The sequence below is a fragment of the Streptomyces taklimakanensis genome, assembly GCF_009709575.1.
Lineage (GTDB): Bacteria > Actinomycetota > Actinomycetes > Streptomycetales > Streptomycetaceae > Streptomyces > Streptomyces taklimakanensis.
Genome location: NZ_WIXO01000001.1, coordinates 1,809,777 through 1,836,056, shown reverse-complemented (window position 1 = coordinate 1,836,056; position 26,280 = coordinate 1,809,777). Strand labels below are relative to the sequence as shown.

Annotated in this window: 15 protein-coding genes and 1 pseudogene; 8 read left to right on the top strand and 8 right to left on the bottom strand. The window is 75.0% G+C overall.

Going from position 1 to position 26,280, the window contains the following annotated elements; genetic code table 11:
* Positions 1-618: 618 nt before the first annotated feature.
* The 5 genes and pseudogenes from F0L17_RS08060 to F0L17_RS08040 form a co-directional block, all read right to left on the bottom strand.
* A complete protein-coding gene (locus F0L17_RS08060; protein ID WP_155070526.1) occupies positions 619-1,902 on the bottom strand; it encodes a hypothetical protein in 1,284 nt (427 codons plus the stop codon).
* Between the two features lie 644 nt (positions 1,903-2,546).
* Complete coding sequence (locus F0L17_RS08055; protein ID WP_155070525.1) at positions 2,547-3,614, bottom strand: N-acetylglucosamine kinase; 1,068 nt, start codon at positions 3,612-3,614, stop codon at positions 2,547-2,549.
* A complete protein-coding gene (locus F0L17_RS08050; RefSeq protein WP_155070524.1) occupies positions 3,605-4,870 on the bottom strand; it encodes a 6-phospho-beta-glucosidase in 1,266 nt (421 codons plus the stop codon). The genes F0L17_RS08055 and F0L17_RS08050 overlap by 10 nt, the downstream gene beginning before the upstream one ends.
* 67 nt (positions 4,871-4,937) lie before the next feature.
* Entirely contained in the window at positions 4,938-6,239 is a 1,302-nt protein-coding gene (locus F0L17_RS08045) for an ROK family transcriptional regulator (protein WP_155070523.1), read from the bottom strand.
* A 392-nt stretch (positions 6,240-6,631) separates the two neighbouring features.
* Positions 6,632-7,531, bottom strand: a pseudogene (locus F0L17_RS08040) (mechanosensitive ion channel family protein); the annotation flags it as partial.
* 214 nt (positions 7,532-7,745) lie between these two features.
* On the opposite strand from F0L17_RS08040, the gene F0L17_RS08035 reads away from it, so the two are divergent.
* Positions 7,746-8,285 (top strand): HNH endonuclease, encoded by a 540-nt coding sequence (locus F0L17_RS08035; RefSeq protein ID WP_162465954.1) that lies wholly within the window; start codon positions 7,746-7,748, stop codon positions 8,283-8,285.
* 104 nt (positions 8,286-8,389) lie between these two features.
* On the opposite strand, the gene F0L17_RS08030 is transcribed toward F0L17_RS08035, so the two are convergent.
* On the bottom strand, positions 8,390-11,695 hold the full coding sequence (locus F0L17_RS08030) for a beta-N-acetylglucosaminidase domain-containing protein (RefSeq protein WP_338018000.1): 3,306 nt from the start codon (positions 11,693-11,695) through the stop codon (positions 8,390-8,392).
* Positions 11,696-12,405: 710 nt separating this feature from the next.
* Here F0L17_RS08030 and F0L17_RS08025 point away from each other — a divergent pair.
* The 6 genes from F0L17_RS08025 (at position 12,406) to F0L17_RS08000 (ending at position 20,237) form a co-directional block, all read left to right on the top strand.
* Positions 12,406-12,669: a hypothetical protein gene (locus F0L17_RS08025; RefSeq protein ID WP_162465953.1), complete on the top strand. Its 264-nt coding sequence runs from the start codon at positions 12,406-12,408 to the stop codon at positions 12,667-12,669.
* 38 nt (positions 12,670-12,707) lie between these two features.
* On the top strand, positions 12,708-15,056 hold the full coding sequence (gene malQ, locus F0L17_RS08020; protein WP_155070521.1) for a 4-alpha-glucanotransferase: 2,349 nt from the start codon (positions 12,708-12,710) through the stop codon (positions 15,054-15,056).
* A gap of 9 nt (positions 15,057-15,065) precedes the next feature.
* The gene (locus F0L17_RS08015; RefSeq protein ID WP_162465952.1) at positions 15,066-15,362 is read left to right on the top strand and encodes a hypothetical protein; all 297 of its coding nucleotides are present in this window, start codon (positions 15,066-15,068) and stop codon (positions 15,360-15,362) included.
* A 436-nt stretch (positions 15,363-15,798) separates the two neighbouring features.
* The gene (locus F0L17_RS08010) at positions 15,799-17,241 is read left to right on the top strand and encodes an FAD/NAD(P)-binding protein (protein WP_155070520.1); all 1,443 of its coding nucleotides are present in this window, start codon (positions 15,799-15,801) and stop codon (positions 17,239-17,241) included.
* 243 nt (positions 17,242-17,484) lie between these two features.
* A complete protein-coding gene (locus F0L17_RS08005) occupies positions 17,485-18,858 on the top strand; it encodes a cation:proton antiporter domain-containing protein (protein ID WP_162465951.1) in 1,374 nt (457 codons plus the stop codon).
* 164 nt (positions 18,859-19,022) lie between these two features.
* Positions 19,023-20,237: an SMI1/KNR4 family protein gene (locus F0L17_RS08000; RefSeq protein WP_155070518.1), complete on the top strand. Its 1,215-nt coding sequence runs from the start codon at positions 19,023-19,025 to the stop codon at positions 20,235-20,237.
* Positions 20,238-20,288: 51 nt separating this feature from the next.
* Here F0L17_RS08000 and F0L17_RS07995 read toward each other — a convergent pair whose 3' ends face one another.
* Entirely contained in the window at positions 20,289-21,995 is a 1,707-nt protein-coding gene (locus F0L17_RS07995) for a TIGR03767 family metallophosphoesterase (protein WP_155070517.1), read from the bottom strand.
* 331 nt (positions 21,996-22,326) lie between these two features.
* Between F0L17_RS07995 and pepN the strand changes: the two genes are divergently transcribed.
* The gene (gene pepN / locus F0L17_RS07990; protein WP_162465950.1) at positions 22,327-24,900 is read left to right on the top strand and encodes an aminopeptidase N; all 2,574 of its coding nucleotides are present in this window, start codon (positions 22,327-22,329) and stop codon (positions 24,898-24,900) included.
* Between the two features lie 165 nt (positions 24,901-25,065).
* Here pepN and F0L17_RS07985 read toward each other — a convergent pair whose 3' ends face one another.
* Entirely contained in the window at positions 25,066-26,172 is a 1,107-nt protein-coding gene (locus tag F0L17_RS07985; RefSeq protein WP_155070515.1) for a hypothetical protein, read from the bottom strand.
* Positions 26,173-26,280 lie beyond the last annotated feature (108 nt).

Sequence of the window (26,280 nt, the reverse complement as noted above, 5' to 3'; positions counted from 1 at the left end):
ACACCCACGTTCCGGGGCGGAGACGGTCGGCCCGTTCCACCGGTTCGGTCCTTTCGGTGCCGGTCGGCGCGGGTCCGACGAGTGGCCGGAGCGGAACGTTCCGGCCCCGGACGGGGATGTCCCCTCGTCCGACTCGTGACCCGACAGGGGCGGCGGGCGCCCCGTACCGGCGGGCGCGGGCGCGCCCTGACGGCCCGCCGGCACCCAGTCCAACGCACTGCCCAGTACTTCGGCGGTCAACCATGCGCGGCACAGCGGAACCGGACCGACCGCGCACGGCGGCTCCACCCGGTGGCTCGCCGCCGCGGGTCCTTCCGACGGTTTTCGTGCGGGAAGCGCTGCCGCAGTCTGGCACGTACGGCGGCCGTCCGCGCGGCCGTGTGGCGGACGGGGGTCTTTGGCACGGGCCCCGACCTCCGTACCGGGTCGCGCGGGTGACCGCCCGTCAACCGTACCCGGCCGGGGCGGGGACGACCCCGGCGGAGCCGCGTCCGGCCGCCCACGACGGGCCGGCCGGGGCCGGGAGCGCCAGGGCGGCCGACCGCGTGGCCGGCCGCGCGAGCGCCGGTGCCGTGCCCGACGCGCCCGTGGCCCGCGCCCGGAGGCGCCGGCCCGTGCTCACCGGGCGCTCCCCTCCCCGGCCGCGCCGCAGCCCGGTGTCCCACCGCCCGGTGTCCCGTCAACGGATCGTGTCGCGGACGCCATGGCCTCCAGGGCCGCCTGCCGGTAGCGCAGCACGGCCTGTTCCGCGGCCCGCAGGTCGCACGGCGCGCTCCACAGCAGCCGTCGCGCGATGTCGTACCGCTCCGCCGTCAGCGGGTCGTCGGCCAGCCCCTGCCGCGCCAGCCTCGTGCGGTACGCGTCCAGCCTGCCGCGCAGTTCGGCCCGTACCGCCAGGGGCGCGGTCACGGCGGTCAGTGCGGCGCGGGCCCGCTCCAACTCCTCCTCCGCGCGCTCCTCCAGGCTCTCCAGCAGCGGGGACAACCGGTGCCAGCGGGCGTGCCTGCGGTGTTCCGCGGCGGCGGCCACCTGCTCGTACAACGCGGTCGGCGGACCGCTCACCGCGGGCACGTCCACCGCCGCGATCCTCGCCAACACCTCGCCGCGCGCCGTCCGGGCCTCGGCCAGGGTGCGGTCGGCGCGGGAGAGCACGTCGCGCACCCGCATCAGCCGCTGCTCGGCGTCCTGTCGCACCTGGAGCACGGCCTCGATCTCGCGCCGGATGTCGTCCAGCGCGCGGGCGGCCCGGTCGTACCGTTCGGTGTCGGGACGGCCACCGCCGGGCGCCGAACTGCCGCCCGCCGGGATCCAGAAGGCCAGCGGGTCGGCGACCACCTCGGCGCGGAGCGAGGTCAACTCCTCGGTCGTCCGCTCCAACTCGTCGCCCGCCGGATGCTCGCCGGGGCGCACGCCCACGGAGTGCGCCAGGGAGCGGACGCGCTGGAGTTCGGCGGAGAGCATGTCTATCCGGGCGGGCAGCGCGGACCACACGGACTCGGCGGCGGCCACCACGTCCAGCACCCGGGCGTACCAGGTGTTCATCCGGTCCACCAGCTCCGCCAGGCCGATCCGCTCGACGGAGCCGTCCTCGGTCGGGACCGTCACCGCCGGGCCCCGCAGCCCGCGGGTCAGCTCGGCGAGGTCGTCGGGGGACGGCCGGCGGCTTCCGCCGCGCAGTTCGCGGGCCGACTCCAGCGCGGCGGTGTAGACGTCGAAACAGGTCCACAGCAGCGAGACCGCCTCCTCGGCCCGCGCCCACCGCTCCTTGGTGACGCCCGTCAGTTCGGCGCCCTCCAGCAGCCCGCGCCCCGCGTGGTCCTGGAGGGACAGCAGGCAGGTCTCGATCGCCTCGTGCTCCGCACCGAGCCGCGCCAGGAGGCGGTCCGCCTCCTCACGGTCCATCACCGGGCCGTCCGACGCGCCCGGTCCGGGCCCGGATCGCCCGCCACCGGTTCCGGTCGGTACGCCGTCCGGTCCGGGATTGCCGTCCTCCCCCATCGGTCACCTCGCCGCTCTCGTCGCCGATTCCGTCGTCCTCGTGGTCCGTCCCCGACGCGGCCGTGGTGACGGCCGTGGCCGCGTGGCCGGTTCGCACCCGCTTCTCCCCATCCTGTCGGTCGGACACCGTTCGTGTGCGGCCGTCCACCGACTGTTCCCACCACCTCGGCGACGTTCCGCGAACGCCGTGTTGACGCGGGGCACCGGATCCTCGTCGGGACGAGGCCGTCGCCGCGCCGTACGGCCGGGCGGTCGGGCGGGGAGTCCGCGGAGGGGGCCGGGGGAGAGGACCCGGGGAGAGGAGGCCGGTGGGTGTCACTGCCGCGGCCTCCCCATCGGTCACCGACCGCCGGCCCGCGCCCCCCTGCGCGGTAGGGACCGGGGGTCCGATCAGCAGTATGGCGGTCCGAGGGCCCGGCGGCACCGCTCCGGCCGGATCCCGTTCGGATCGCGGCCCCGGCGGGAGCGTCCGGGGCCGTCGGCTCGGGGGAGCGCGCCCGGTGCCCGTACGCCCTCTCCACCGGGCGTACGGGCGCTCGGTGGCGCGGTCAGGGGCGCGCGGCGTAGTGCGCGCGCAGCCGGGCGCAGGCGGCGGGGCCGGCGCCGAGGCGGTCCAGGGCCAGCAGCCCGGCGCCGAGCACCGGAGGGGCGGTGACGACGTCGACGACGGCCCGGGGCAGACGCTCGGCGACCAGCGCCAGGATCGCCTCGTGGAGCACGGGGTGACGGGCCGCCACGACACTGCCTCCCAACACCATCGGGAACGGCTCGTCCACCAGCCCCAGGCGCTCTGCCGCCACCGCCGCCATGACCGTGATCTCCTCGGCCTGCCGGCGCACCAACGCCAGGGCGATCCCGTCACCGCCGGCGGCCACCTCGAAGAGGACGGGGACGAGTTCGTGGCGGCGCGCGGCCGTCAGGTCGCCCAGGTGGAACGCCTCGATCAGCGCGTACATGGTGGGCAGCCCGAAACGGGCGGGCAGCGCCCGGGCCAGTTCGGTCCCCGCGCCCCGGCCGTCCTCGGCGCGGGCCGCGTGCCACAGCGCCTCCTCGGCCAGCCCCCCACCACCGCCCCAGTCCCCCGAGAGCCGGCCGACGGCGGGGAAGCGGTGGACGCGGCCGTCCCCGGCCACCCCGACGCAGTTGACGCCCGCGCCGCAGACGACGGCCACGCCGTGCCGCGTCGATCCGTCGTCGGGCTGTCCCGCGCGCAGGACGGCGAACGTGTCGTTGACGACCGTGTCGGTGCGGCCCCAGCCGCGCGCCGCCACCAGGGCCGTCACCTCCCGCTCCTCGCGCGGCAGGTCGACGTTGGCCAGGCAGGCGGAGACGTGCTCGGCCACGGGGGTGCCCGCGCCGTCGTCGAACCCCGCGTCGCCCACCGCCCGGGCCACGGTCTCGCCCAGGGCGTCCACGGCGGCCTCCGCCCCGGTGACCGGCGGCTGGAAGCCCCCGCCCCGGGCGGTGCCCAGCACGGTGCCGTCCCCGGCGACCAGCGCGACGTCCGTCTTGCTGTTGCCCGCGTCGATCGCCAACGCGGCGACCGTCGGGGGGCCGGGGGCCGGGAAGCCGGCCGTCGGGGAACCGTGCGCCGGAGAGGCGGGCGTCAGGCCCATGCGAGGTGCTCCCGGTTGTGGGCGATCAGGCGGTCCGTCAGGCCCTCGGCGAGCGCGTACTGTCCGACGAGGGGGTGGGCGAGCAGCGCGGCGAACACCCGGTCCCGACCGCCGTGCAGGGCGGCTTCCAGCGCCAGGTGCTCGTACGCCGTCACGGCCGAGACCAGTCCGGCGTGGAGCGGGGAGAGCGCCGGCACGGGCAGCGGCTCGGCACCCGCCGGGGTGACCTCGGCCGGGACCTCGACCACCGCGTCGTCGGGGAGGAAGGGCAGGGTGCCGGCGTTGCGGACGTTCACCACCTGCACGCCGCGCCCGCCGTCTCCCAGCAGCGCGGCGACCAGGGCGACGGCCGCCTCGGAGTAGTAGGCGCCGCCTCGCTCGGCCAACAGTTCGGGCTTGGTGTCCAGGGCCGGGTCGGCGTACATCTCCAACAGCCTCCGCTCCATCGCGGCGACCTCCGCGGCCCGCGAGGGCCTGGTGCGCATCTCGGCCACCACCTCGTCGTGCGCGTAGAAGTAGCGCAGGTAGTACGAGGGCACCACGCCCAGCCGGTCCAGGAGGGCCTTCGGCAGCCGCAGGTCGGCGGCGATGGTCCCGCCGTGCTCGGCCAGCAGCCTCGGCAGGACGTCCGTCCCGTCCGGCCCGCCCAGACGCACGCCCGTCTCCCAGGTGAGGTGGTTGAGCCCGACGTGGTCCAGGTGGACCTCGTCGGGACGGACGTCCAGCAGCGCGGCGAACTTCCGTTGGAGCCCGATGGCCACGTTGCACAGGCCCACCGCGCGGTGGCCCTCGTTCAGCAGGGCGCGGGTGACGATGCCGACGGGGTTGGTGAAGTCGACGATCCAGGCGTCGGGGTTGGCGCGGCGCACCCGCTCGGCGATGTCCAGCACCACCGGGACGGTGCGCAGCGCCTTGGCCAGTCCGCCCGCGCCGGTGGTCTCCTGACCGACGCAGCCGCACTCCAGCGGCCACGTCTCGTCCCTCTCCCGCGCCGCCTGCCCGCCGACGCGGAGCTGGAGGAGCACGGCGTCGACGTCGGCGACGGCCGCGTCCAGGTCGGAGGTGGTGGTGACGGTGGCCGGGTGGCCGGCCCGGGCGAGGATGCGCCGGGCGAGTCCGCCCACCGGCTCCAGCCGATCCCGGGCGGGATCGGCCAGGACCAGCTCGGTGACCGGCAGGGCGTCGCGCAACCGGGCGAGGCCGTCCACGAGTTCGGGGGTGTAGGTGGAGCCGCCGCCCACCACTGCGAGCTTCATGGGGCTCTGGTCCTCCTCGGATGCGGCGCCCGCCGTGGGGGCGGAGCGGATGGGGTCGGATTTCGGGTCAGGGGCGGCGCGAGGTGTCGAACACCTCGTCGCGGGTGGTGGCCAGGGCGCTCTCCAAGGCCCCGCTCAGCACCGGGTGTTCGGTGACGGTGCCGATGACCAGCCGGGGCCGGGGCGCGGCCAGGTCGGCCAGCTCCTTTCGGACCAGTGCGCGCAGCGTCTCGCCACCGGCGGTGAGCACCCCTCCGGAGAGCACGACGAGTTCGGGGTCCAGGACGGAGACCAGCGCGGCGAGTCCGGTCGCCAGCGCGGTGGCCGTGCGCCGCAACAGCTCGCCGTGCGGGCCGTCGGGGACGCCGGCCGTCTCCTCGGTCGCCTTCCCGGCCGCCTCCTCGGCCCGGACGGCGACGGCGCGGGCCAGCAGGGCCGCCGCGACCTCCTCGTCCGACCCGGCGGGCACGTCCAGGCCCAGCTCGCGGGCCGTCCGCACCACCGCGCGGGCTCCCGCCAGTTCCTGGAAGCCACCGCCGCCCGCCTGCGCCACGCGGCGCATCAACGGAGCCCCGGGCACCGGCAGGAAGCCGACCTCGCCCGCGCCGCCCGTCCACCCCCGGTGCAGCCGTCCGCCCAGCACCAGGGCGGCACCGATGCCCTGTTCGTTCCAGAGCAGGACGAAGTCGTCGTGGCCGCGCGCGGCCCCCAGGCGCTGTTCGGCGACGGCGGCGAGGTTGACGTCGTTGTCGTACTCCAGCGGTGCCGGCAGCGCGGCGGCCAGCTCCTCCAGCAGGGTGGGGGAGTGCCAGCCGGGCAGGTGGGAGGCGTACCGCAGCCGCCCGGTGCGGGGGTCGAAGGCGCCGGGGGTGCCGATGACGACGCGGTGCAGTTCAAAGCGGGTGAGTCCGGCGTCCTTGGCGGCGCCGTCCACGGCGGCCACCACCTGCCGTACGACGGGTCCGGCGTCCGCCGGCTCCGGGGGGCCGGTGTCCGCGCCGGGCCGCCGTCCCGACGGCCGCCCCGGGGTGGGCAGCTCGAAGGAGCCGACCGTCCGGCCGGTGATGTCGGCGACGGCGGCACGGATCCGGGAGGTGGTGACGTCGAGTCCGGCGACATGGGCGACGGTCGGGTCGAGGGAGTACAACTGGGCGTTCGGACCGGGGCGGCCCCGGCTGGTGCCGCTGACCCGGACCAGGCCGGCGGCCTCCAGGCGGGCCAGGAGCTGGGACGCGGTCGGTTTGGAGAGCCCGGTCAGCCTGCCGATGCGGCTGCGCGACAGCGGACCGTGGGCGAGCAGCAGATCGAGTGCCGCGCGGTCGTTCATGGCCCGCAGCACCCGGGGGGTTCCGGGGGTGGGTCCGGTCATGCTTCTCTCCCGCCCACTACTGTCAGGAAAGTTTCCTGTTCTACGAGGAGGACACTATGGCCCGTCTCGGCACGACGTCAACGGCCGTGGTCGGGGCGCTCCGGCCACGGCCGTCGGTGTCGTGCGGAGCCCCACGTGCCCGCCCCGGGCTACGGAGCCGGCCGCATCCGGTCGCCCCCGGCGCCCCGGCCGCCCGGTTCCCCCACCGGCCCCCGCGTCGGCTCTCCCGCGGCGCCCTTCGCCGGGGCCGTCCCCGGCCCCTTGGCCAGGTCCACCGGCCTCCCCACCGCGTCCGGCTCCCTCGGGACACCCGCTCCCCTCCACGCCGGACGTCCGATGCCCGGGGCGCCGCCCGGGGCGCCGTCCAAGCGCTCCAGGTCCTCGTCCAGCTTCCGCAGGGCGGCCACCGAGTCCCCGTCCACCATGTGGATGCCGCGCGCGTCCAGCGCCCTCTTGATCCGCCCGCGCAGCTCGCGCTCCACCGGGATCGACTTGCCCGGCATGGTCTTGGCCGAGACGCGGATCACCATGGTGTCCAGCGTCACCGAGTTCAGGCCCAGCACCTCGACGGGTGCCCACAGCACCTCGTCCCACGGCGTGGTCGTCGACATCTCCTCGCCGGCCGCCGCGATGGCCGACCGCACCTCGTCCAGGTCCTCGTCGGAACGGACCTCGACGTCCAGGGAGGCCGTCGCCCAGCCCTGACTGAGGTTGCCGACCCGCTTGATCTCGCCGTTGCGCACGTACCAGATCTCGCCGTCGTCGCCGCGCAGCTTGGTCACCCGCAGCCCGATCTCCAGCACCGTGCCGGTGGCCTCGCCCGCGTCGATCCGGTCGCCCACCCCGTACTGGTCCTCCAGCAGCACGAACATCCCCGACAGGACGTCCGTGACCAGGTTGCGGGCCCCGAAACCTATCGCCACACCGGCGACACCGGCGCTGGCCAGCAGCGGCGCGAGGTCGATGCCCAGCGTCGACAGCGTGATCAGTACCGCCGTGCCCATGACCACGAAGGTGGAGACGCTGCGCAGCACCGAACCGATCGCCTCGGTGCGCTGGCGCCGCCGCTCGGCGTTGACCAGCAGGCCGCGCAGCGCGTTGCCGCTCGCCTCGGCCTCGGCGTTGCGGTTCATCCGGGCGATCAGCCGGGTGATGGCGCGCCGGACCACCGAGCGCAGGACGACGGCGATCACCAGGATCAGCGCGATGCGCAGACCGGTGGCGAGCCAGGTGCCCCAGTTCTCCTCGATCCAGCCCGCGGCGTTCGTGGCCGTCTCGTGCGCGTCGTTCATGGAGTCCACCCTCGACACACTAACGGGGGACGTCGCACCGTATCGGCCTCCGCACTCCGAGTGGCTCCGCTGCCAGGAGGGAAGTAACGGGGTGTGGGCGAAAACACGCTCGGCGCGTTACGCGATCGTGGTGGCGCGGGCACCGGGGCGCGGGACACACTGGGGGAGATCGTCCCGGCGCGAGCCACGCGCCGCCGACGTACAAGGAGGCACCGTGCCGCACGTCCTGGTCCTCAACGCGTCGTACGAGCCGCTCGGCGTCGTACCGCTCCGCCGCGCGCTCATCCTCGTCCTCAACGGCAAGGCCGTCAGCCTGGAGGATTCCGGCGCCCTCATGCACAGCGCGACCCAGGTCATACCCGCGCCCAGCGTCGTTCGACTGAAGCGCTTCGTACGGGTGCCGTTCCGCGGCACCGTGCCACTCACCCGTCGTGCCCTGTTCGCCCGTGACGGCGGCAGGTGCGCGTACTGCGGTGGCGTCGCAACCAGCGTCGACCACGTGATCCCGCGCAGTCGCGGTGGGCAGCACTCCTGGGAGAACGTGGTGGCGGCCTGCCGCCGCTGCAACCACGTCAAAGCCGATCGCCACGTGGCGGAGCTGGGCTGGCGGCTGCGCCACCAACCCGCCCCGCCGACCGGTCTGGCCTGGCGGATCATCGGAACGGGCCACAGGGATCCGCGCTGGCTGCCGTACCTGCGGCCGTACGGCGCGGACGACGCCCTCGCCCGGATCGACGGCAGAACACCCGCCTGAGGTCCGGGTTTCGTCGTACGGGGCCGGTACCGGCCCCGTACGCGGCGTGCCCCGGCGTTCCCCGGTGTTTCCGGGGAGCGGCCTCGGGCCCGTGGACCACCGGGTCACCCGTCGTCGCGGGGCTCCCGCCCGTCCGTCCCGTCCTCGGCGGCGGTGCGCTCGGTCCGGACGGCGTAGACCTCCAGGGACCACAGCGAGAGCCCGAAACGGGTCGCCCGCTCGTCGCCCACCACCCGCACGAAGCGGGTGTCGGCGGGGGAGTCGAACCGCACCGTCTCCTCGCCGCCCCGCCCGTCGCGGACGGTCGCGGCCGTCGTCCACCTCCTGCCGTCCGGCGAGACCTGGACGCGGTAGCGGGAGGCGTACGCGTCCTGCCAGCGCAGCCGCACCTCGCCGACGCGGACGGGCCGGTCCAGTTCCACCCCCAGCCACTGTCCGTCCTCGGCCGGGGAGGACCAACGGGTCTCCGGATCGCCGTCGACGGCCGCCGAGGCGGGGAAGTCCGCGGTCTCGTCGGCCGAGGAGAGCGCCGTCGCCCGACGGGCCAGGTCCGGTCCGCCGGTGGGCGGCGCGGCGCGGACCACCAGGGTCTGCCGCAGGGTCTCGCCGTCGGCGGTGAGGGTGACCGGGACGCGGTACGTGCCCGGCGTCACGTCCTTCCCCGCCCGGACCTCCACGGCCGCCGCCACCGACACGCCGCGCCGCAGCGTCACCCGGCGCGGCGCCCGCACGGTGAAGCCCTCCGGAGCCCGGACGGTCAGACGGCCGCGCACGTCGGTGGGGCGGTTGCCGGTCAGGGACGCCTCGACCACGGCCGGGCCGCCGCCGATGACGGCGTCGGTCTCGGCGCGGGTCAGTTCCAGCGCGGCGCCGGGGGCGTCGGAGTACCAGGGCGTCACCTCGTGGACCACCGGGGCCGTCGAGCCGTCCTCCCAGACCAGTCGCACGGCGTCGGTCCGCAGGTCGTCGACGCGCAGCTCCGTCCAGCCCTCGTCCGACAGCGCGCCCAGCCGCTTCCAGCCCTCGCCCGGCACGTGCGCCTCGACGGCGGCGCGGGCGCCCGGGTCCGGCTCCGACTGGACGGTGACCGCCTCCAGGGAACGCGGCCGGGGCAGCCGCAGCACCAGTTCCTCGGGGCCGGTGAGCAGGTCGGGGACGCCCGGCGCCCCGGTGCGCCGGTCGGAGGGGGTGGAGGGCGGACCGCCGGAGTCCGGCTCCTCGGCGGCGCGGAAGGCGGTGGCGGGATCGCCGTCGGCGGCGTGCTCCAGGGCGGAACCGGGCACGGGGGTGGGCCCCCCGCTCACCCGCTCGCCCGAGCGGTCCCCCTTCCGCTTCCCGCCGCGGGCGCCGGACCAGTCGTCGGCGGCCTCCAGCGCCCGATCCACGAAGTCGGGCAGGACGCCGTCGCCGACGGTCGCCCCGCTCCGCCGGGCCTCGGCGCGCAGCCGTTCCAGTTCCAGCCGGGCCCGCCAGGCCGCCGCGCCGTCCCCGTCGCGCTGGGCACCCAGCATGTCCAGCGCGTGCTCGCCGGCGCGTCCGTAGCGGGCCAGCTGCCGCACCCAGGGACGTGCCTCCTCGCTCAGGGCGCCGCCGGCGACCCGGGTCAGGTGCTCGGGGGACCCGCGCAGCACGGCGAAGGCGTCGCGCAGCCTCTCGGCGGTCGAGGCGAACCGCTCGTCGTCCTCGCCCCGGTGGGCCGTCCAGAAGGCCTCCACCAGGGGAGCCAGCTGGGCCGACTCCTCCTCGTTCAGCACCGAGGAGGCGCTGTTGGCGGCGAGTGCGCGCAGTGCCTCCCGGGCCTCCCGGTCCGCGCCGCTCGGGCTCCGTCCACCGTCGTCGGTGGTGGCCGCCAGGTCGTCGACGGCCGCCCGCCAGGACTCCGCGGGCCGGTAGGCGCGCGGGTTCCAGGCGTAGTCGGCGACGGTGAACAGCGGGATGCGGGAGGCCGTCGCCTGCTCCATCGCGTTGGCCAGCAGCTCCGCCGAACGGTTGGCGACGGCCGGTTCGCGTCCGGTGTAGGGGCCCAGGAAGAGGCGGTCGGCCGCGTAGTCGTTGACCGGGTAGTTGTCCAGCGTGGTCAACGGGTGGCGCAGGGCGTCGCGGGCCTCGGCGACCTCCCCGCCGGTGATCGTGGCCGGGACGACCCCGACGCCGCTCCAGGCCACCTCCACGTCCCCGCCCAGCCGCTCGGCCAGCTCGTCGCGGTACTCGGTGCGGCCGTCCTGGTAGAACTCCGTCGGCAGCACCGACAGCGCCACCGCGTCGTCGGGCCCGAAGCCGTACCGCTCCGCCAGGTGCGCGGCCACCTCGTTGGCCAGCTCCGCGTGGGCGCGGGCGGCCGCCTTCGGTCCGGAGCCGTAGCGGTCGGCGTCCTCGTCGCAGTGCCACTCGGTGTAGCTCGCGTCCTCGAAGCGCAGTTGGACGGCCCGTACCCCCAGCGCCACCATGGCGTCGACCTTCCGCAGCAGCGCCCGGCGGTCGTCCCGTGCGACCAGGCACATCGACTGTCCCGGCGAGACGGCCCAGCCCAGTACCACGTGGTTGCTCCGGGCGCGTTCGGCCAGCTCGCGGAAGTCCGCGCGTCGCTCGGCGGGGTAGGGGTCGCGCCAGCGGGACTGGCGGAAGGGGTCGTCGCCGGGCGCGTACAGGTAGCGGTTCTGCTTGGTGCGGCCCATGAAGTCCAGGTGCGCCAGCCGCTCCTGGTGCGACCACGCCTCCCCGTAGAAGCCCTCGGCCGTGCCGCGCACGGGGGCGGCGGGCCAGTCGCGCACGACGACCCCGGCCACCCGGGCCCCGCCCTCGCCGTCCCCGCCGCCGGTGATCAGTTGCCGCAGCGTCTGCGCGGCGTGGAACAGCCCGTCGCGTCCGACGCCCGCCAGGGCCACCGTGCCGGCCGGACCGTCCAGGCCGTCGGCGCGACCGACCGCCAACCGGTAGCCGCCGGGGGGCAGGTCCCCGCGTTCGGGAGCGCGCAGGAGGCGCAGGGCCCGCTCGGCGGCCTCGTCCCCGACCCGTACCACCAGGCCCTCGGCGCCCTTCTCCGCACCGGGGCGCACGACGCGCACGCTCCGCGCGCCGGCCGAGCGCAGGGCGTCGCGGACGACGTCGAGGGCGTACGGGGCGGCGGCGCGGTCGTTGTCGCCGACGACCAGGACGACCTCGTCACCGACCGGGACCGAGGCCCCGTGCGTCCGTAGGGACTGCGGACGCGGCCAGACGGAGGGGACGCCGTCCCGCGCGGTGGCGCGGTCGTCGCCGGGGTCGCCCGCCTCCGGGCTCGCGGTCCGTTCCGGTTGCGGCGGCGCGGCCTGGGCGCTCGGCGCGCCGCCGAGCAGTCCGCCGAGAACCGCCGCGACCAGCGCCGTCGCCCCGGTACGGCGCGCGCCGCGGCCGTGCGTCGCATGGTTCACGTCTTCATCGGCCCTTCTCGCCCCGTTCACCGCGTGTCGACCGTACGCGCCGGTCGGTGAAGAGCCCACCACCGGGTCGGCGAGGGTGTCAACGACGGGGGCCGAAGTGTCCGACTTGTCGACGGCCGAAGGGGGCACGAAGGCGACGCGAAGGGGGCATGAGGGGGGAACGGGAAGGAAGGGGGAACAGGGCCGGAATCGGGGCTTCCGTGTGCCGTTCCCGAGGTGACCTCCGAGTCGACGACGCCCCCGCCCGACGGCCGGGCTCCCCGGGCCCGGCCGAACCGGAGGCGGAGGAGGGGGGAGGGGAAGGGGGTGCGTCGCGCACACCGCCCCGGGCGGCGATCGGATGGCGCCCGAGTGAGGTCCGAGTGAGGCCCGAGTGACGTCCGGGTGAGGTGCGGGTGGGGTCGCGGGCGGGGCGGAGCCGGGCCGTCCGCGCGGCGGCTCCCTCCGGGAGGTGGTCCGCCGCGTGCGACAAATCTTGGCCAAGATGCCCGCTTTGCTCGAATGCCCTACGCTGGCAGGCGCGTCATGCCGTGAAATCATCGGCGACTGGCCGGGTGACGTGGGTCACGTTTATGTCGTCGAAAGTGTCTGGGCACTGCCCCAGTGGGTAGGGCCCCACATGGCCGACCCTCATCGGCCCCTGTTCCCATCCAGACCCAGCCCGAGCCCCGCACGACCGAAACCGACGAACGGAGGCCCCCGTGGCCGCGTCCGCTGAAGTGCTGAATCCCCTCCCCCTCCTTCCCAAACAGGGGCGGGAGCCGATCGACCTCTCCGGCGTCTCCGACCCGGACTCCGGACTGGACGGCTCCTGCGCCTGCGGTTACCCCGAGACACCTCTGACCAGCGAACCCCCGCTCGCCGACAGCGCCCCGCTCACCAGTGAGCCGCCGCTCTCCGCCGAGATCCCGCTGACCAGCGAACCGGTCGCGGTGGGATACGGAGCGGAATCCGCGGAAATCTAGATCTTCAGGGGTCTCCACAGACCGGAGGGAGATACCGGATGAGCCGACTGGCACACCTGGCCGCGGCACACGGAGTCTGCACCTCCTACGACCCCGCCCCGGGCCGTACGCTCCAGGTGCCCGACACCACGATCGTCGAGGTCCTGGCCGCACTGGGCGTCGACGCCTCGACCCCGGACGCCGTCCGCGAAGCGCTGGACCGGCACGCCGAGGAGGAGGCCGCCCGGCTGCTGCCCCCCACCGTCGTCGTACGCGCCCCCCATCCCCCCGGCCCCGGCCGGGACGCGCCGCCGACCGCGGAGCCCTCCGCGGTCCGGGGCGTCCTCCCCCCGCTCCCCGACGGCACGGTGTTGAGCGTGGCGACCGAGGACGGCCGCGTCCTGGCCCGGGGCACCGGGGGAACCGGTCCCGGCCTCGTCGGGGAACCGCTGCCGCCGGGCTGCCACGCCCTGCGCGCCGAGGCACCCGACGGCCGTACGGCCCGCGCCACGCTGATCGTCGCCCCCGACCGCTTCCCGGCGCCTCCGGGCCGCTCCTACGGGCTGCTCGTCCAGCTCTACTCCCTGCTCTCCTCGCGCTCGTGGGGCATGGGCGACCTGGCCGACCTCGCCGACCTGGCCGCCTGGTCCGGACGCGCGGTCGGCGCCGGGTTCATCCAGCTCAACCCCCTGCACGCGGCCGTCCCCCCGGGTGAGGGCGAGAGCGTCGATCCCTCCCCGTACCGCCCCTCCTCCCGCCGTTTCGCCGACCCCGTGCACCTGCGGATCGAGGAGATCCCCGAGTACGGCTACCTGCGGGGCGAGGCCCGCCGGCGGGTCGACGAACTGGCGGCCCGCGCCGCCGAGCTCCGCGACGCCACCCTCACCGAGGACGGCCGGATCGACCGCGACGCGGTGTGGGCGCTCAAACGCGAGGCCCTGGAACTGCTCCGCACCGTCCCCCTCAGCCCCGGCCGGCACGTCGCCTACTGCGACTTCCTCGCCGAGCAGGGCCAGGCGCTGGAGGACCACGCCGTCTGGTGCGCCCTGGCCGAGGTCCACGGCTCCGACTGGCGCTCCTGGCCCGGCGGCCTGGACGACCCGCGCTCGCCGGCCACCGCCCGCGCCCGCGTCGAGCTGATGGACCGGGTCGACTTCCACAGCCGGCTGGCCTGGCTCACCGACGCCCAGCTCGCCCGCGCCCAGCGCACCGCCCGCGACGCCGGGATGTCCGTCGGCCTCGTCCACGACCTGGCGCTGGGCGTCCACCCCTCCGGCGCGGAGGCCTGGGCCCTGCGCGACTTCCTCGCCGACGGCGTCTCCGTCGGCGCGCCGCCCGACGCCTTCAACGCCCAGGGCCAGGACTGGGGGTTGCCGCCCTGGCGCCCGGACGCCCTGGCCGCCGCCGGCTACGCCCCCTACCGCTCGCTGCTGTCCGGGCTGCTGCGCCACACCGGCGGGCTGCGCATCGACCACGTCATGGGGCTGTTCCGGCTCTGGTGGGTCCCCGAGGGCCGCCCGCCGACGGAGGGCGCCTACGTGCGCTACGACGCCGAGGCCATGCTCGGGATGCTCGCCCTGGAGGCGTACCGCGCCGGCGCCGTCGTCATCGGCGAGGACCTGGGCACGGTCGAGCCCGGAGTCCGAGCGGAGCTGGCCGGACGCGGGGTTCTGGGCACCTCCGTGTTGTGGTTCGAGCGCGACTACGAACACCTGCGCACCCCCCACCACGAGATGCCCCAGCCGCTGCACCCACGGGACTGGCGAGCCGACTGCCTGGCCACCGCCACCACCCACGACCTGCCCAGCACCGCCGCCCGGCTCAGCGGCGACCACGTCCGACTGCGCGCCGACCTCGGACTGCTGACCGGCACCTTCGCCGCCGAGCAGACCCAGGACGCCGCGGAGACCGCCGAGTGGGTGGCGTACCTGGACCGCCTGGGCCTGCTGCCGGAGGGCGCGGGTGACGAGGAGAGCGAGGTCAGGGCGATCTACCGCTTCCTGGCCCGCACCCCCGCGAAGATGGTCGGCGTCTGGCTCCCGGACGGCGTCGGCGACCGACGCCCGCAGAACGTGCCCGGCACCGCCGGCGACCGGTACCCCAACTGGCGGCTCCCCGTCGCCGGCGACGACGGCCGGCCCGTCACCCTGGAGGAACTGGTCGCCTCGCCCCGGCTGCGTGCCCTGCTGGAGACGGTCTACGAGGAGCTGCACGGCCCCCGGGAGCGTCGCATCCCCGCGCCGGGAGAGCACGGCGGACAACGCGAGGAGGACGTCAGGGGAACCGCGGGGGCCCGGGACGACCACCCCTCCGCCCCGCGTGAGGCACGTCACGACGGGCACCGCGTCGTTCCCCGACGGGCCACGCAAGGCCACCCTGAACGCGTGCCGCCGGGCGACGTTCGCTAGCGTGGAACCGTGGACACCAAGGTCACCGAGAACGTCAAGAGCGCCGGCACCGCCGTGCGCGCCGGAGCCGTCACCGCCCTCACCACGCTGACGCTCCTGGCCGCCGCCCCCACCGCCTCCGCCAACCTCTACCGCGACGACGGCGACGACCCGGGCACCGGCCTGAGCGTGGTCGAGACCCTCGGTCTGTACGTCGTGGCGCCCGTCGCCCTGTTTCTGATCATCGCCGCGCTGGTGATGGTGGGCGACAAGTCCTCCCGCGACAGCGGCCAGATCGCCGGTCGCCAGGAGCCCAACCGGGGCTGACCGGCGGCCCTCCGGCCCGTCCGGCCGACTCGATCGGCGGCGGCGCCCACCACGCCCGCTCCGCACCGGCCCCACCCGGGTCCCACTCGGGTCCCACCCGACGCCGGTCGCGCCGTCCCGCCGCGACCGAGGCGGTCCCGGTCCGGCCGCCGGTCGATCGACGCGGAGCGGACGACGCGGTGGGCGCCGCATCTCCTCACGCCCGGGCGCCCGCCCCGGGCGACTCCGGCGTTCGCCGTCGCCGTGCCGTGCTCCCGCCGCCGGTGCGGATCCGACACCGCGCCGGTGGAACCCGTGCGGGCCTGCCGGCTCGAATCTGTTCTCGGGTGTCCCCAGAACCGGCCATTCCCTCTTCTTCGCCGTCTGTCGACGTTCCCCCTGCGCCAGGATGCCGTCCGGGAACGCGCGTTGTGCCCCATGACGGAAGAGGTCCCGCGTGGCCGTGCGGAGTGTCGCCATCATCGGTGCCGGTACCACCGGAATCAGTGTGTTCGCACAGTTGGTGAGGGGAAGCGAAAGCGATGTCTCCTCCATCACGCTGATCGATCCCAACGAGCCCGGCGCGGGGCCGGTGTTCGGAGATCCGGATCCCGATCTGCTCTGCAACACCTCGGCGGGAATCTGCTCTCTTCTTCCCCAGGTCCCCTCCGACTTCACCGATCACTGTGCCGAGCGTGGTCGGCCGGTCGCGGACGCCGATTACACCCCCAGAGCATGGGTCGGCGAGTACGCTCGGGAACGCTTCGGTCGGTACTTCGAGGTGGCCGGTGCCCGGGGCGTCAAGGTCGATCACGAGCGCGATCTCGTCCGGAGCATCGCCACGACGGGGAGAAGGTACCGCCTCCACCTGGAGAGCGGACGTCTGCGTTCCTTCTCCCACGTCATCGTGTGCGTGGGGGTGGGGGAAGCCATCGTTCCGGACGGCTTCGCCGCATACACCTCCCACCCGCGGTGGGTACCGTCGCCCTACCCCTCGGCCCGCCTGCGCCGACGGATCGGAGACACGCCCTCCCGCGTCCTGGTGGTGGGCAGCGGGTTGTCGGCGGTCGACGCCGCACTCCTGCTGTGCCGCGACGGCCACCGCGTCACCATGGCCTCCCGAACCGGAATCCTGCCGGCGGTGCGCTCCCGCATCCTGCCCTCCCCCCGAGCCCTTCCCTCCCTGGACGGAATCAGCGGGATGGACCCGGACGATCCGGACCTGTACCGCAGGCTCGGTCGTGCCGTAACAGAGGCCGTGCGCACGGTCGGGGGGCCGCTCCCCCTGCGCCGACAACTGTCCCGCGGCGCCGATCCGGTTCGACGGCTGAGGGAGGAGATCGCACTGGCGGAAGCCGATCTGTGCCACTGGCAGGACATCGTGCTCCCGCTCGTCGACGCCGTGTCCGCGTGGACCGCGGGATGGCATCCGTCCCGACGCGCGAGCGTCTTCGCCCCCGTGAGCTCCCTGATGTGGCGCTACCTCACCTCCTTGGCGCTGCCCAACGCCCGGAAGCTGTCGGGACACCTCGACGACGGGGAATTGGAGCTGGACGTCTACGACCCCGCGCGTGTCCGTGCCCACGCCAAGGGGTTCGAGGTCGTCTCGCGTGACGGCCGTGTCCGCACCTACGACCACGCCGTGTCCGGGGCCGGATTCGAACTGCCCGTCCTCCACCACGACGGGGCGGCCGTCCATCTGAGGAACCCGCCCGACAAGGCGGTCCCCGTCACCGCCCTCGGCGGGGATCTCCGTCCGCGTCCGGGGATCGGGGAGGGGAACATATGGGTGGTCGGCCCGGCCACGCACATCCACCAGCCCTTCGCCAATTTCCTGGGCTCCGCCACCCGCCAGGCGGAAATCGTCGCCCGGTGTGTCAGGGGAGAGGCCGTTCCGTGAGGACGTCCTCCGTCATCCGTCACCCGCCGCCCCCACGGGCCGCCCGCCCGACCACCGGGCCGGGCCGCGACCGCGTGCGCGGGCGCTCGTGGGCGGACACGATCGGCGAACACCGCGTGTGAATACCGCTGTGAACACCGTGTGTGAAGCCCGCGTCACCGCAATGACCTGCGTGTTCGCGGGTACCAGAGGCGCTGCGGTGCCGAACGGCGCGGCGGTGTGACGGGAAGGCGGGGCCACACGGTGACGATCGGCGACGGTGTGTTCGCATGGCTGGGAGTGGCGGCACTGCTCGCGGCCGTGCTGCCCCGCGTGGTGGCCGGGCGGCGGCCGCTTTCGCTGCCCCTGGTCTTCATGCTCTGCGGCATCGGCGTGTACCTGCTGCCGTTGCCGCTGCCCGCCGTCGATCCGGTGGACGACCGACTGTTGGTGGAGCACGCCACCGAGGTCTGCGTGATCATCTCGCTGATGGGCGCCGGACTGGCGCTCGACCGGCCCCTCGGCCTGCGCCGCTGGGCCTCGACCTGGCGGCTGCTGGGCGTCACCATGCCGCTGACCGTCGTGGCCACGGCCGGTGTGGCGTGGTGGCTGCTGGACTGGCCGCCGGCCGCCGCGCTGCTGCTGGCCGCCGTCCTGGCGCCGACCGACCCGGTACTGGCCTCGGAGGTGCAGGTGGGCCGGCCCACCGACGACGAGCACGACGAGGACGAGGTGCGCTTCTCCCTCACCAGCGAGGCGGGCCTGAACGACGGGCTCGCCTTCCCCCTGACGTACGCGGCCGTCGCACTGGCCGCCGCCGCGGGCGCCGGCTGGTCCGCGGACTGGGTCGGCTCCTGGGCGTTGAACGAACTGGCGTACAAGTGCGTCGTCGGCCTGCTGGCCGGGCTGGCGGTGGGAAGGCTGCTGGGTTGGCTGTTCTTCCGGACGCGCTCGAAGGTGCTGCGGCTGTCCCGGCACAAGGAGGGCTTCGTCGCGCTGGGGGCCACCTTCCTGTCGTACGGGCTGGCCGAGATCATCGGCGGTTACGGCTTCCTCGCCGTGTTCACCACCGCCTGCGCCATCCGGGCCGCCGAGCGGGCCCACGGCTACCACAACGTCCTGCACGACTTCGTGGAACAGGTCGAGCGGCTGCTCACGGCGGGGCTGCTGTTCCTGTTGGGCGCCTTCGTCGCGCTGGGCGGTCTGTCCCACCTGACGTGGCAGGGCGCCGCCGTCGCCCTGGTGGTGCTGTTGGTGGTCCGGCCGTTGGCGGGGTGGGCGGGACTGTTGGGCAGCCGGATGGAGCGCCGGGAACGCGGGGTGGTCGCGGGTTTCGGCATCCGGGGCATCGGCTCGCTGTACTACCTCGCCTACGGGCTGGGGCAGGCGGACTTCCCGGTGGCGGAACGGGAGGTGTGGGCGGTGGTGACGTTCACCGTGCTGGCCTCGGTGGTGCTGCACGGAGTCACGGCGGGCCCGCTCATCGCCCGGCTGGACCGGCTGCGGGGAACCGGGGGCGGCCCCGCGTCGGGCGGCGGCCCGGACGGCCCGGACGGCCCGGACGGTGAGTCCGGCCGGCGGTCCGAGCGGTCCGAGCGGTCCGAGCCGAGGGGCGAGACGGCCGAGGACGGTCGGTGAACGTCCGCGAACCGGACGGCAGCGGTCACACACCGTATCCGGCGGGAGACCACCGGACGGCGGCGCGGGCGGGGTGGGGGACGGGCGGTGGACACGGTCACGACGGAGGCGGGCGGCCCCCCGGGCGGGCCCGGAGTCGGTGCGGGATGCCACCATGTCCCCCCATGGAACTGCTTTCGCTCGTCGCACGGCTCGCACTTCCGGAGCCCGCGCAACCGTGGGACCGTCCCACCGCGCCCGCTCCCCTGGCCGTCGACTGGGCAGCGGTGGAGAGCCGGCTGGGCCTGCGGCTCCCCTCCGGTTACAAGGCGCTGGTCTCCGCCCACGGGCCGCTGGACATCGGCGAGTACCTGTGGATGCACGCGCCGTGCGAGCGAGGGGGCCGGTTCGACTACGGGGACTGGCTCTGGGAGATCCACCGCGAGTGCCGGATAGCCTCCCGCCGGACCCCGCCGTACCAGCCCCCGCCGTTCCACCCGGAGCCCGGCGGGCTGCTGGCCTGGGGTGAGACACGGGGCAGCTGCCGACTGTTCTGGGACACCGGGGCGTGTGACGATCCGGACCGCTGGCCGGTCGTCGTCCACGACCGGGACGCGGGAAGCGACGAGAACCCCTGGCTGCACTGGGGCACGACGCTGACCGAGACGGTGGCGGCGCTCCTGACCGACGGCCTCCCGCTCCCCGGCGGCAGGACGCTCGGCCCGCTGCCGGCCACCGTACGCCGCACCGCCTTCCTGACCGACGCCCGTCCCTGGACGCCGCCGGAGCGGGACCCCGAGTCGGTGCCGGAGGCCGGGGGCGTACGACGCGCCGCGCTCGCCGGGGGACACGGGTTGGAGACGCTGACGCGGCTGGTGCCGCCGCCCGCGACCCCGTACCTCGGGGACGGCACCTGGGAGTGGCTCTTCGCCGAGCTCGGCACCCGGCTGCCCGACGAGTACGTGACGCTGATGGAGCGCTACGGCTCCGGGCACTGGGGGAACTGGCTCAGTTTCTTCACGCCCCTGCGCACGGTCGGTGAGGGCCTCGTGCACCACGCCCGGGAAACGGCCGACAACTACCGTCGGTTGCGCGGGGAGTTCCCCGAGTACCACCCGCTCGCCGTGTGGCCGGAGCCGGGCGGTTTCCTGCCCTTCGCCGTCTCCGTCGACAGCGACCACCTGGGCTGGTTGACCGAGGGGGAGCCGAACGACTGGCCGGTGACCGTCTGGCCCCGCCACGCCGACCAGGGGCCGGCCCTGCCGGGCACCCTGACGGACATCCTGCTGCAGTGGCTGCGCGGAGACCTCGTCACGGAGGGCCTGGCCGGGCTGGACGAGGGGGACGACCCCCTGGCGTTCGCCGAGTTCTCCCCGGGGAACGCCGACACCCACTGGTGACCCGGCGGGCGGACGCGGAGGGGAGCGGACGTCGGACCCGCGCGGGACCGGTCAGCGTCGGCGCGGCAGCAGCAGTTCGGCGTTCCGGTCGCCCGGCTCGCCGGCCAGGGTGGTGTTGCGGCCCGGGGCGTTGAAGGCCAGCTCGCGGTAGAGGGAGGCCAGGCCCGTACGGGACAGGTCGCCCTCGTCGGCGGCGTACGGCGCGGCGGACTCCACGCAGGTGACGAAGAGGGAGAGCGTCCCGTCGCCGTTGTCCGTCAGCTCGACGGTGCGGGCGAGCTGCGGGTGGTCCACGTGCGAGGCCGTGGTGACCTCCCAGAAGCCGTCGTGCGGGGTGATCCGGTTGCGGTGGCTGTGCCCGTTGATCCACGCGACCACGTTCCCGTGCCGCTCCAGCAGGGCCAGGAGCTCGGTGCCGCCGGTGGTCATGGAGTCGCTGTAGTGGTGGCTGAAGACGATGATCAGGTCGTCGCCGTGGCGTGTCAGTTCACGGTCCAGCCAGCGCAGCTGTGCGGCGGAGACGTGGCCCCGGTAGTCGCCCTCGGGGTCGGTGGTGTCCAGGCTGATGCCGGTGACGCCGTCGGCGACGCGGAAGGAGTAGTACAGCCGGCCCTCCGCCACGCACTCCCGGGTGTAGCCGTGCCCGACCGGCCCCGGACCGGTGTGGGCCGGGTCCAGGTGCAGTTCGGCGTACTGGCGGGTGGTCAGCGGCGCGCGGGACGGGTCGGGGGTGACGGTGCGCATCCCCCGCGCGTGGGCGCGCAGCATCTCCCGCAACCCCTCGCCCCGCACGTCCTGTCCCCTGCGCACCGTCCGGTGCAGCGCCAGGCCCTCGGCCGCCGGCAGCTCGTACAGCTTGCGGTCCCCGACGGCCAGCTCGGTCAGCTCCGCGATGCTCGCGAAGTGGCCGCCGTACAGGTCGTCGTGGTTGCCGACGGTGGAGTACCAGGGGATGCGCAGGCCGGGGCTGACGACCTGGCGGCGCGCGGCGTCCAGCAGGCCCTCGACGCGGGGGAAGCCGTGCCGCTTGTCGAGGTCGCGCACCGGGTCCTCGGGGTGCCAGTACAGGGGGAGACCGGAGTCCTGGACGCCCTCGTAGCGCGTCGGATCGCCGGTGTCGGGGGTGATGCGGCCACCGCTCATCGCGGTGAGGAACCACTCCGCCTCGGCGCGGCAGTTGTTGTCGGTGTTGTCCCCGGTGGTCATCGCGAAGGCCAGGGGAGCCCCGGTGGCCGGGCCGCCGGCCAGCGAGTTGATCCGTTCCACCAGGGAGATCAGACCGTGGACGGTGAGTGCCTCCTGCGGGCGCCAGGCACCGGGCCGGCCCGCGCGCTGGTACTCGAAGCGCAGGGGGTGCTGGACGTCCGTGACGTGGGTGTCCGTCAAGTGCGCGAAGCAGGCCAGGGGCGTGCGCCGGTCCTCGCGCGTCCGGTCCGCGGCGACGAGGTCCTCGCGCACCACCCGTTCCCAGCCGCGTCCCTCGCCCAGCCTCCGGTAGCCGCCCGTGCCGCGCGGCGCGGCGACGCTCTCCACCGTGGTGCCGGCCGGGGAGGGAACGGCGGGCCGGGAGGGGGAGGGGGCCGGTCGGGTGGGCGGGACGGAGGCCGGAGCCGTCGGCGCGGCGGCCCCGGCGTCCGTCCCGCCCGTGCCGAGGGCCACCCCCGCGGCGCCGGCGACACCGACCGCCCCGGCGGCGAGCAGCGTACGGCGGTCGAGGACGTGCCGGGCGAGCCGGCTGCTGCGGGACGTACGGGACATGGGCGTCTCTCCCCGGAAGCGAACGCGGCACCTTGGGGGTGGGGCGTCCCCACCCACCGGGGATCGTCGGCACCGGTGGTGACCCGTGGTCCAACGGCACGGAAACGTCCGGCACCGATCAGGACGCAGGGATCACCGGGGACGGGCCCGTCACGTTCCGCTCGCCGTCCGGTGCGGCTCCGCTCACCGCCCGTTCACCCACCGGGCGGGAGTGGCGCCTCCCACCCCCGTGGCCCGTCCCCGGCGACCGGTGGGAAAGCACCCCGCGCCCGCCGGGGCCGACGTGCGAGGATGGCGCGGAACGCACACGGACGAGAAGGAGATGACGCAGGTGCCTGGTACGAACCTCACGCGCGAGGAGGCGCGGGAGCGGGCCCGTCTGCTCGAGGTGGACGCGTACGACATCGAACTGGACCTCTCCGGAGCCCAGGAAGGCGGGACGTTCCGCTCGGTCACCACGGTGAGGTTCGACGCCCGTGAGGCCGGGACCGGCTTCATCGACCTGGTGGCGCCCACCGTGCACGAGGTGGTGCTCAACGGCACCCCCCTCGACCCGGCCGAGGTCTTCGCCGACTCGCGCATCGCGCTGCCCGGCCTGGTCGCCGGCCGCAACGAGCTGCGCGTCGTCGCCGACTGCGCCTACACCAACACCGGTGAGGGCCTGCACCGCTTCGTCGATCCCGTGGACGGGCAGGCCTACCTCTACACCCAGTTCGAGGTGCCCGACGCCCGCCGGGTCTTCGCGAGCTTCGAGCAGCCCGACCTCAAGGCGACCTTCGCCTTCACCGTCACCGCGCCCGAGGGCTGGACGGTGATCTCCAACTCGCCCACTCCCGAGCCGGAGCCCGGGGGAGTGTGGCGCTTCGAGCCGACGCCGCGCATCTCCACCTACGTCACCGCGCTGATCGCCGGCCCCTACCACAGCGTGCACAGCACCTGGGAGGACGGCAAGGGCCGCACCGTGCCGCTGGGCGTCTACTGCCGCCCGTCGCTGGCCGAGCACCTGGACGCGGAGGCCATCTTCGAGGTCACCCGGCAGGGCTTCGACTGGTTCGAGGAGAAGTTCGGCCTGCCCTACCCGTTCGCCAAGTACGACCAGCTCTTCGTCCCGGAGTTCAACGCCGGCGCGATGGAGAACGCGGGCGCGGTCACCATCCGCGACCAGTACGTCTTCCGTTCCAAGGTGACGGACGCCGCCTACGAGACGCGGGCCGAGACGATCCTCCACGAGCTGGCCCACATGTGGTTCGGCGACCTGGTCACCATGGAGTGGTGGAACGACCTGTGGCTGAACGAGTCGTTCGCCACCTACACCTCCATCGCCTGCCAGGCCGCCGCCCCCGGCAGCCGCTGGCCGCACGCGTGGACGACCTTCGCCAACTCCATGAAGACCTGGGCCTACCGCCAGGACCAGCTCCCGTCCACGCACCCGATCATGGCCGAGATCCGTGACCTGGACGACGTCCTGGTCAACTTCGACGGCATCACCTACGCCAAGGGCGCCTCCGTCCTCAAGCAGCTCGTCGCCTACGTCGGCGAGGAGGCGTTCTTCAGCGGCGTGCGGACGTACTTCAAGCGCCACGCCTGGGGCAACACCCGCCTGACCGACCTGCTCACCGCCCTGGAGGAGACCTCCGGACGCGATCTGAAGACCTGGTCCAAGGCCTGGCTGGAGACCGCCGGCATCAACGTGCTGCGCCCGGAGGTCACCGTCGACGACGACGGCGTGATCACCTCCTTCGCGGTGCTCCAGGAGGCCCCGGCGCTGCCCGCCGGCGCCAAGGGCGAGCCGGTGCTGCGCCCGCACCGCATCGCCATCGGCTCCTACGAGCTCGACGGCGACTCCCTGGTGCGCACCGGCCGTGTCGAACTGGACGTGGACGGGGAGCGGACCGAGGTGCCCGAGCTGGTCGGCACCCGGCGCCCGGCCGTGCTCCTGCTCAACGACGACGACCTGTCCTACGCCAAGGTCCGGCTCGACGCCGACTCGCTGGCCACCGTCACCGGCCGGCTGGGCGACTTCACCGAGTCGCTGCCGCGCGCCCTGTGCTGGGCGTCGGCCTGGGACATGACCCGTGACGGCGAGATGGCCGCCCGCGACTACCTGGAACTGGTGCTCTCCGGCATCGACAAGGAGTCGGACATCGGTGTCGTGCAGTCCCTCCAGCGGCAGGTCAAGCTCGCCCTGGACCTGTACGCCGCCCCGAGCTGGCGGGAGACCGGCCTGCTGCGCTGGTCCGAGGCCGCCGTGGAGAAGCTGCGCGCCGCCGCCCCCGGCAGCGACCACCAGCTCGCCTGGGCGCGGGCGGTGGCGGCCGGCGCCCGCACCGACGAGCAGCTCGACCTGCTCGCCGGGCTGTTGGACGGCAGCCGGGAGATCGAGGGCCTGGCCGTGGACACCGAGCTGCGCTGGGCCCTGCTCCACCGGCTGGCCGCCACCGGACGCGCCGACGACGCCGCCATCGACGCCGAACTGGAGCGCGACCGCACCTCGGCGGGCGAGCGGCACGCGGCGTCGGCGCGGGCCGCCCGGCCGACCGAGGAGGCCAAGGCCGAGGCGTGGGCGTCGGTCGTGGAGTCCGACAGGCTGCCCAACGCCATGCAGGAGGCGGTCATCGGCGGCTTCGTCCAGACCGACCAGCGCGAGCTGCTGGCCCCCTACACCGCGAAGTACTTCGAGGCGCTCAAGGGCGTGTGGGAGTCGCGCAGCCACGAGATGGCACAGCAGATCGCGATCGGGCTCTACCCGGCCCTGCAGGTCTCCGAGGAGACCCTGCGGGCCACGGACGCCTGGCTGGAGTCGGCCGAGCCCACCGCCGCCCTGCGGCGCCTGGTCACCGAGTCCCGCGCGGGCGTCGAGCGCGCGTTGAAGGCACGGGCGGCGGACGCCGCGGCGGCCGTCTGAGGCCACCGCCCCGCCCCTTCGGGCCGCGTCCCCAGGGCCCCCAGGACGGGGACGCGGCCCGAGGTCCCTCCCGCGCCACACATCGGGCGGCGGGGCCGGGGGCGGGGGCCGGGGGCGAACCACGGTCGTCCGGGAACCCCGCCGGGACGTGCGGCGACCGGCCGTTCAACGGGGCAGGACCGTCAGGTGGGCGGCCGGCGGCCGGCCCGGCGACGTCTCCAGGGCGGTGCGCACCGCCTCCGCCTGCCGGCCGGGGTGGTCGCGGAGCCGGTCCGGGGTGATGTGGAGGACCACGACGCCCAGACGCTCGAACTCCTCGCGCTTGCGGGCGTGGCGCGCGCCCGCTCCACCGCCCCGCGCGCTCCCCGCGGCCTCGCGCCCCTGCCCGTGCCCGTGCCCGTGCCCCTGGATGTCGATCTCGACGGCGACGGCCTGGTCCGGCCAGTAGGCGTCCACACCGCCGAGGTGGGGACCGCCGGGCAGCCGCAGGTCGACGTTCCAGAAGGGCTCGGGCAGACCGTGGGCGCGGACCAGTCCGTACAGCAGGCTCTCGGCCACCGCGCGACTCTCGGCGAGCAGGGCGGCCACGGCGTCCGCCACGGCGGGCCGGCCCAGCAGCCGGGCCCGGCCCAGCTCCGCGACGACGGCCGAAGCCTCGCAGTGGCCGTCGCGCACCGCCTCGGTCAGCAGCCGGCGCACCGCTTCGGCGTCGGTGAGCCGGGCGGTGGTGTCGGCCAGCGCACGGGGCACCGGTGCCACCGGCAGGCCGGTGACCTCCTCGGGCTCGGGGAGGGAGCGGGTGCGCACCACGCGGGCGAAACCGGCCGAGCGCAGCCGGCGGGCGCTCGGCACCAGCACGTCGATGTGGTCCAGGGCCGACAGCGGGGGAGTGGAGGAGAAACCGCGCAGGGCGAGCGCGGCGGGACCGGTGATCACCGCGTCCGTCCCCCGGGGCGCGCGTCCGCCGGTGGGCGGCCCGCCCGAGGGGCGGACGGTGCGGACCTCGGGCCGGGCGCCGACCTGGGCGGGCACACGCTCCCGGCTCGCGTACAGCAGTACGGCGTGCAGCCGCTCCTCGCCGGTCGGCGGGCCGGGGTGCAGCAGGTAGACCCTGGGCAACGGCATCTGCCAGGGGCCGCCCGGCCGGCAGCGCTCGTCCGCGACGACGGCGGGAACGCCCAGGTCGCGCAACGCGCGGGCGGTCACCACCCGGCGCGTGACGTGCGAGAGGTGGCGGACGGGGCGGGAGGAGAGGGGGGGCTCGTGGCTCATGTTCCGGCGATTCCCGCCTCCGGTCCGTCCGCCAACCTCTGTTACGCGTCTGTAGACGAACACGGACAAGCCCGTCCTAAAGTACGGGCGTTCGACAGCCGATCGGGC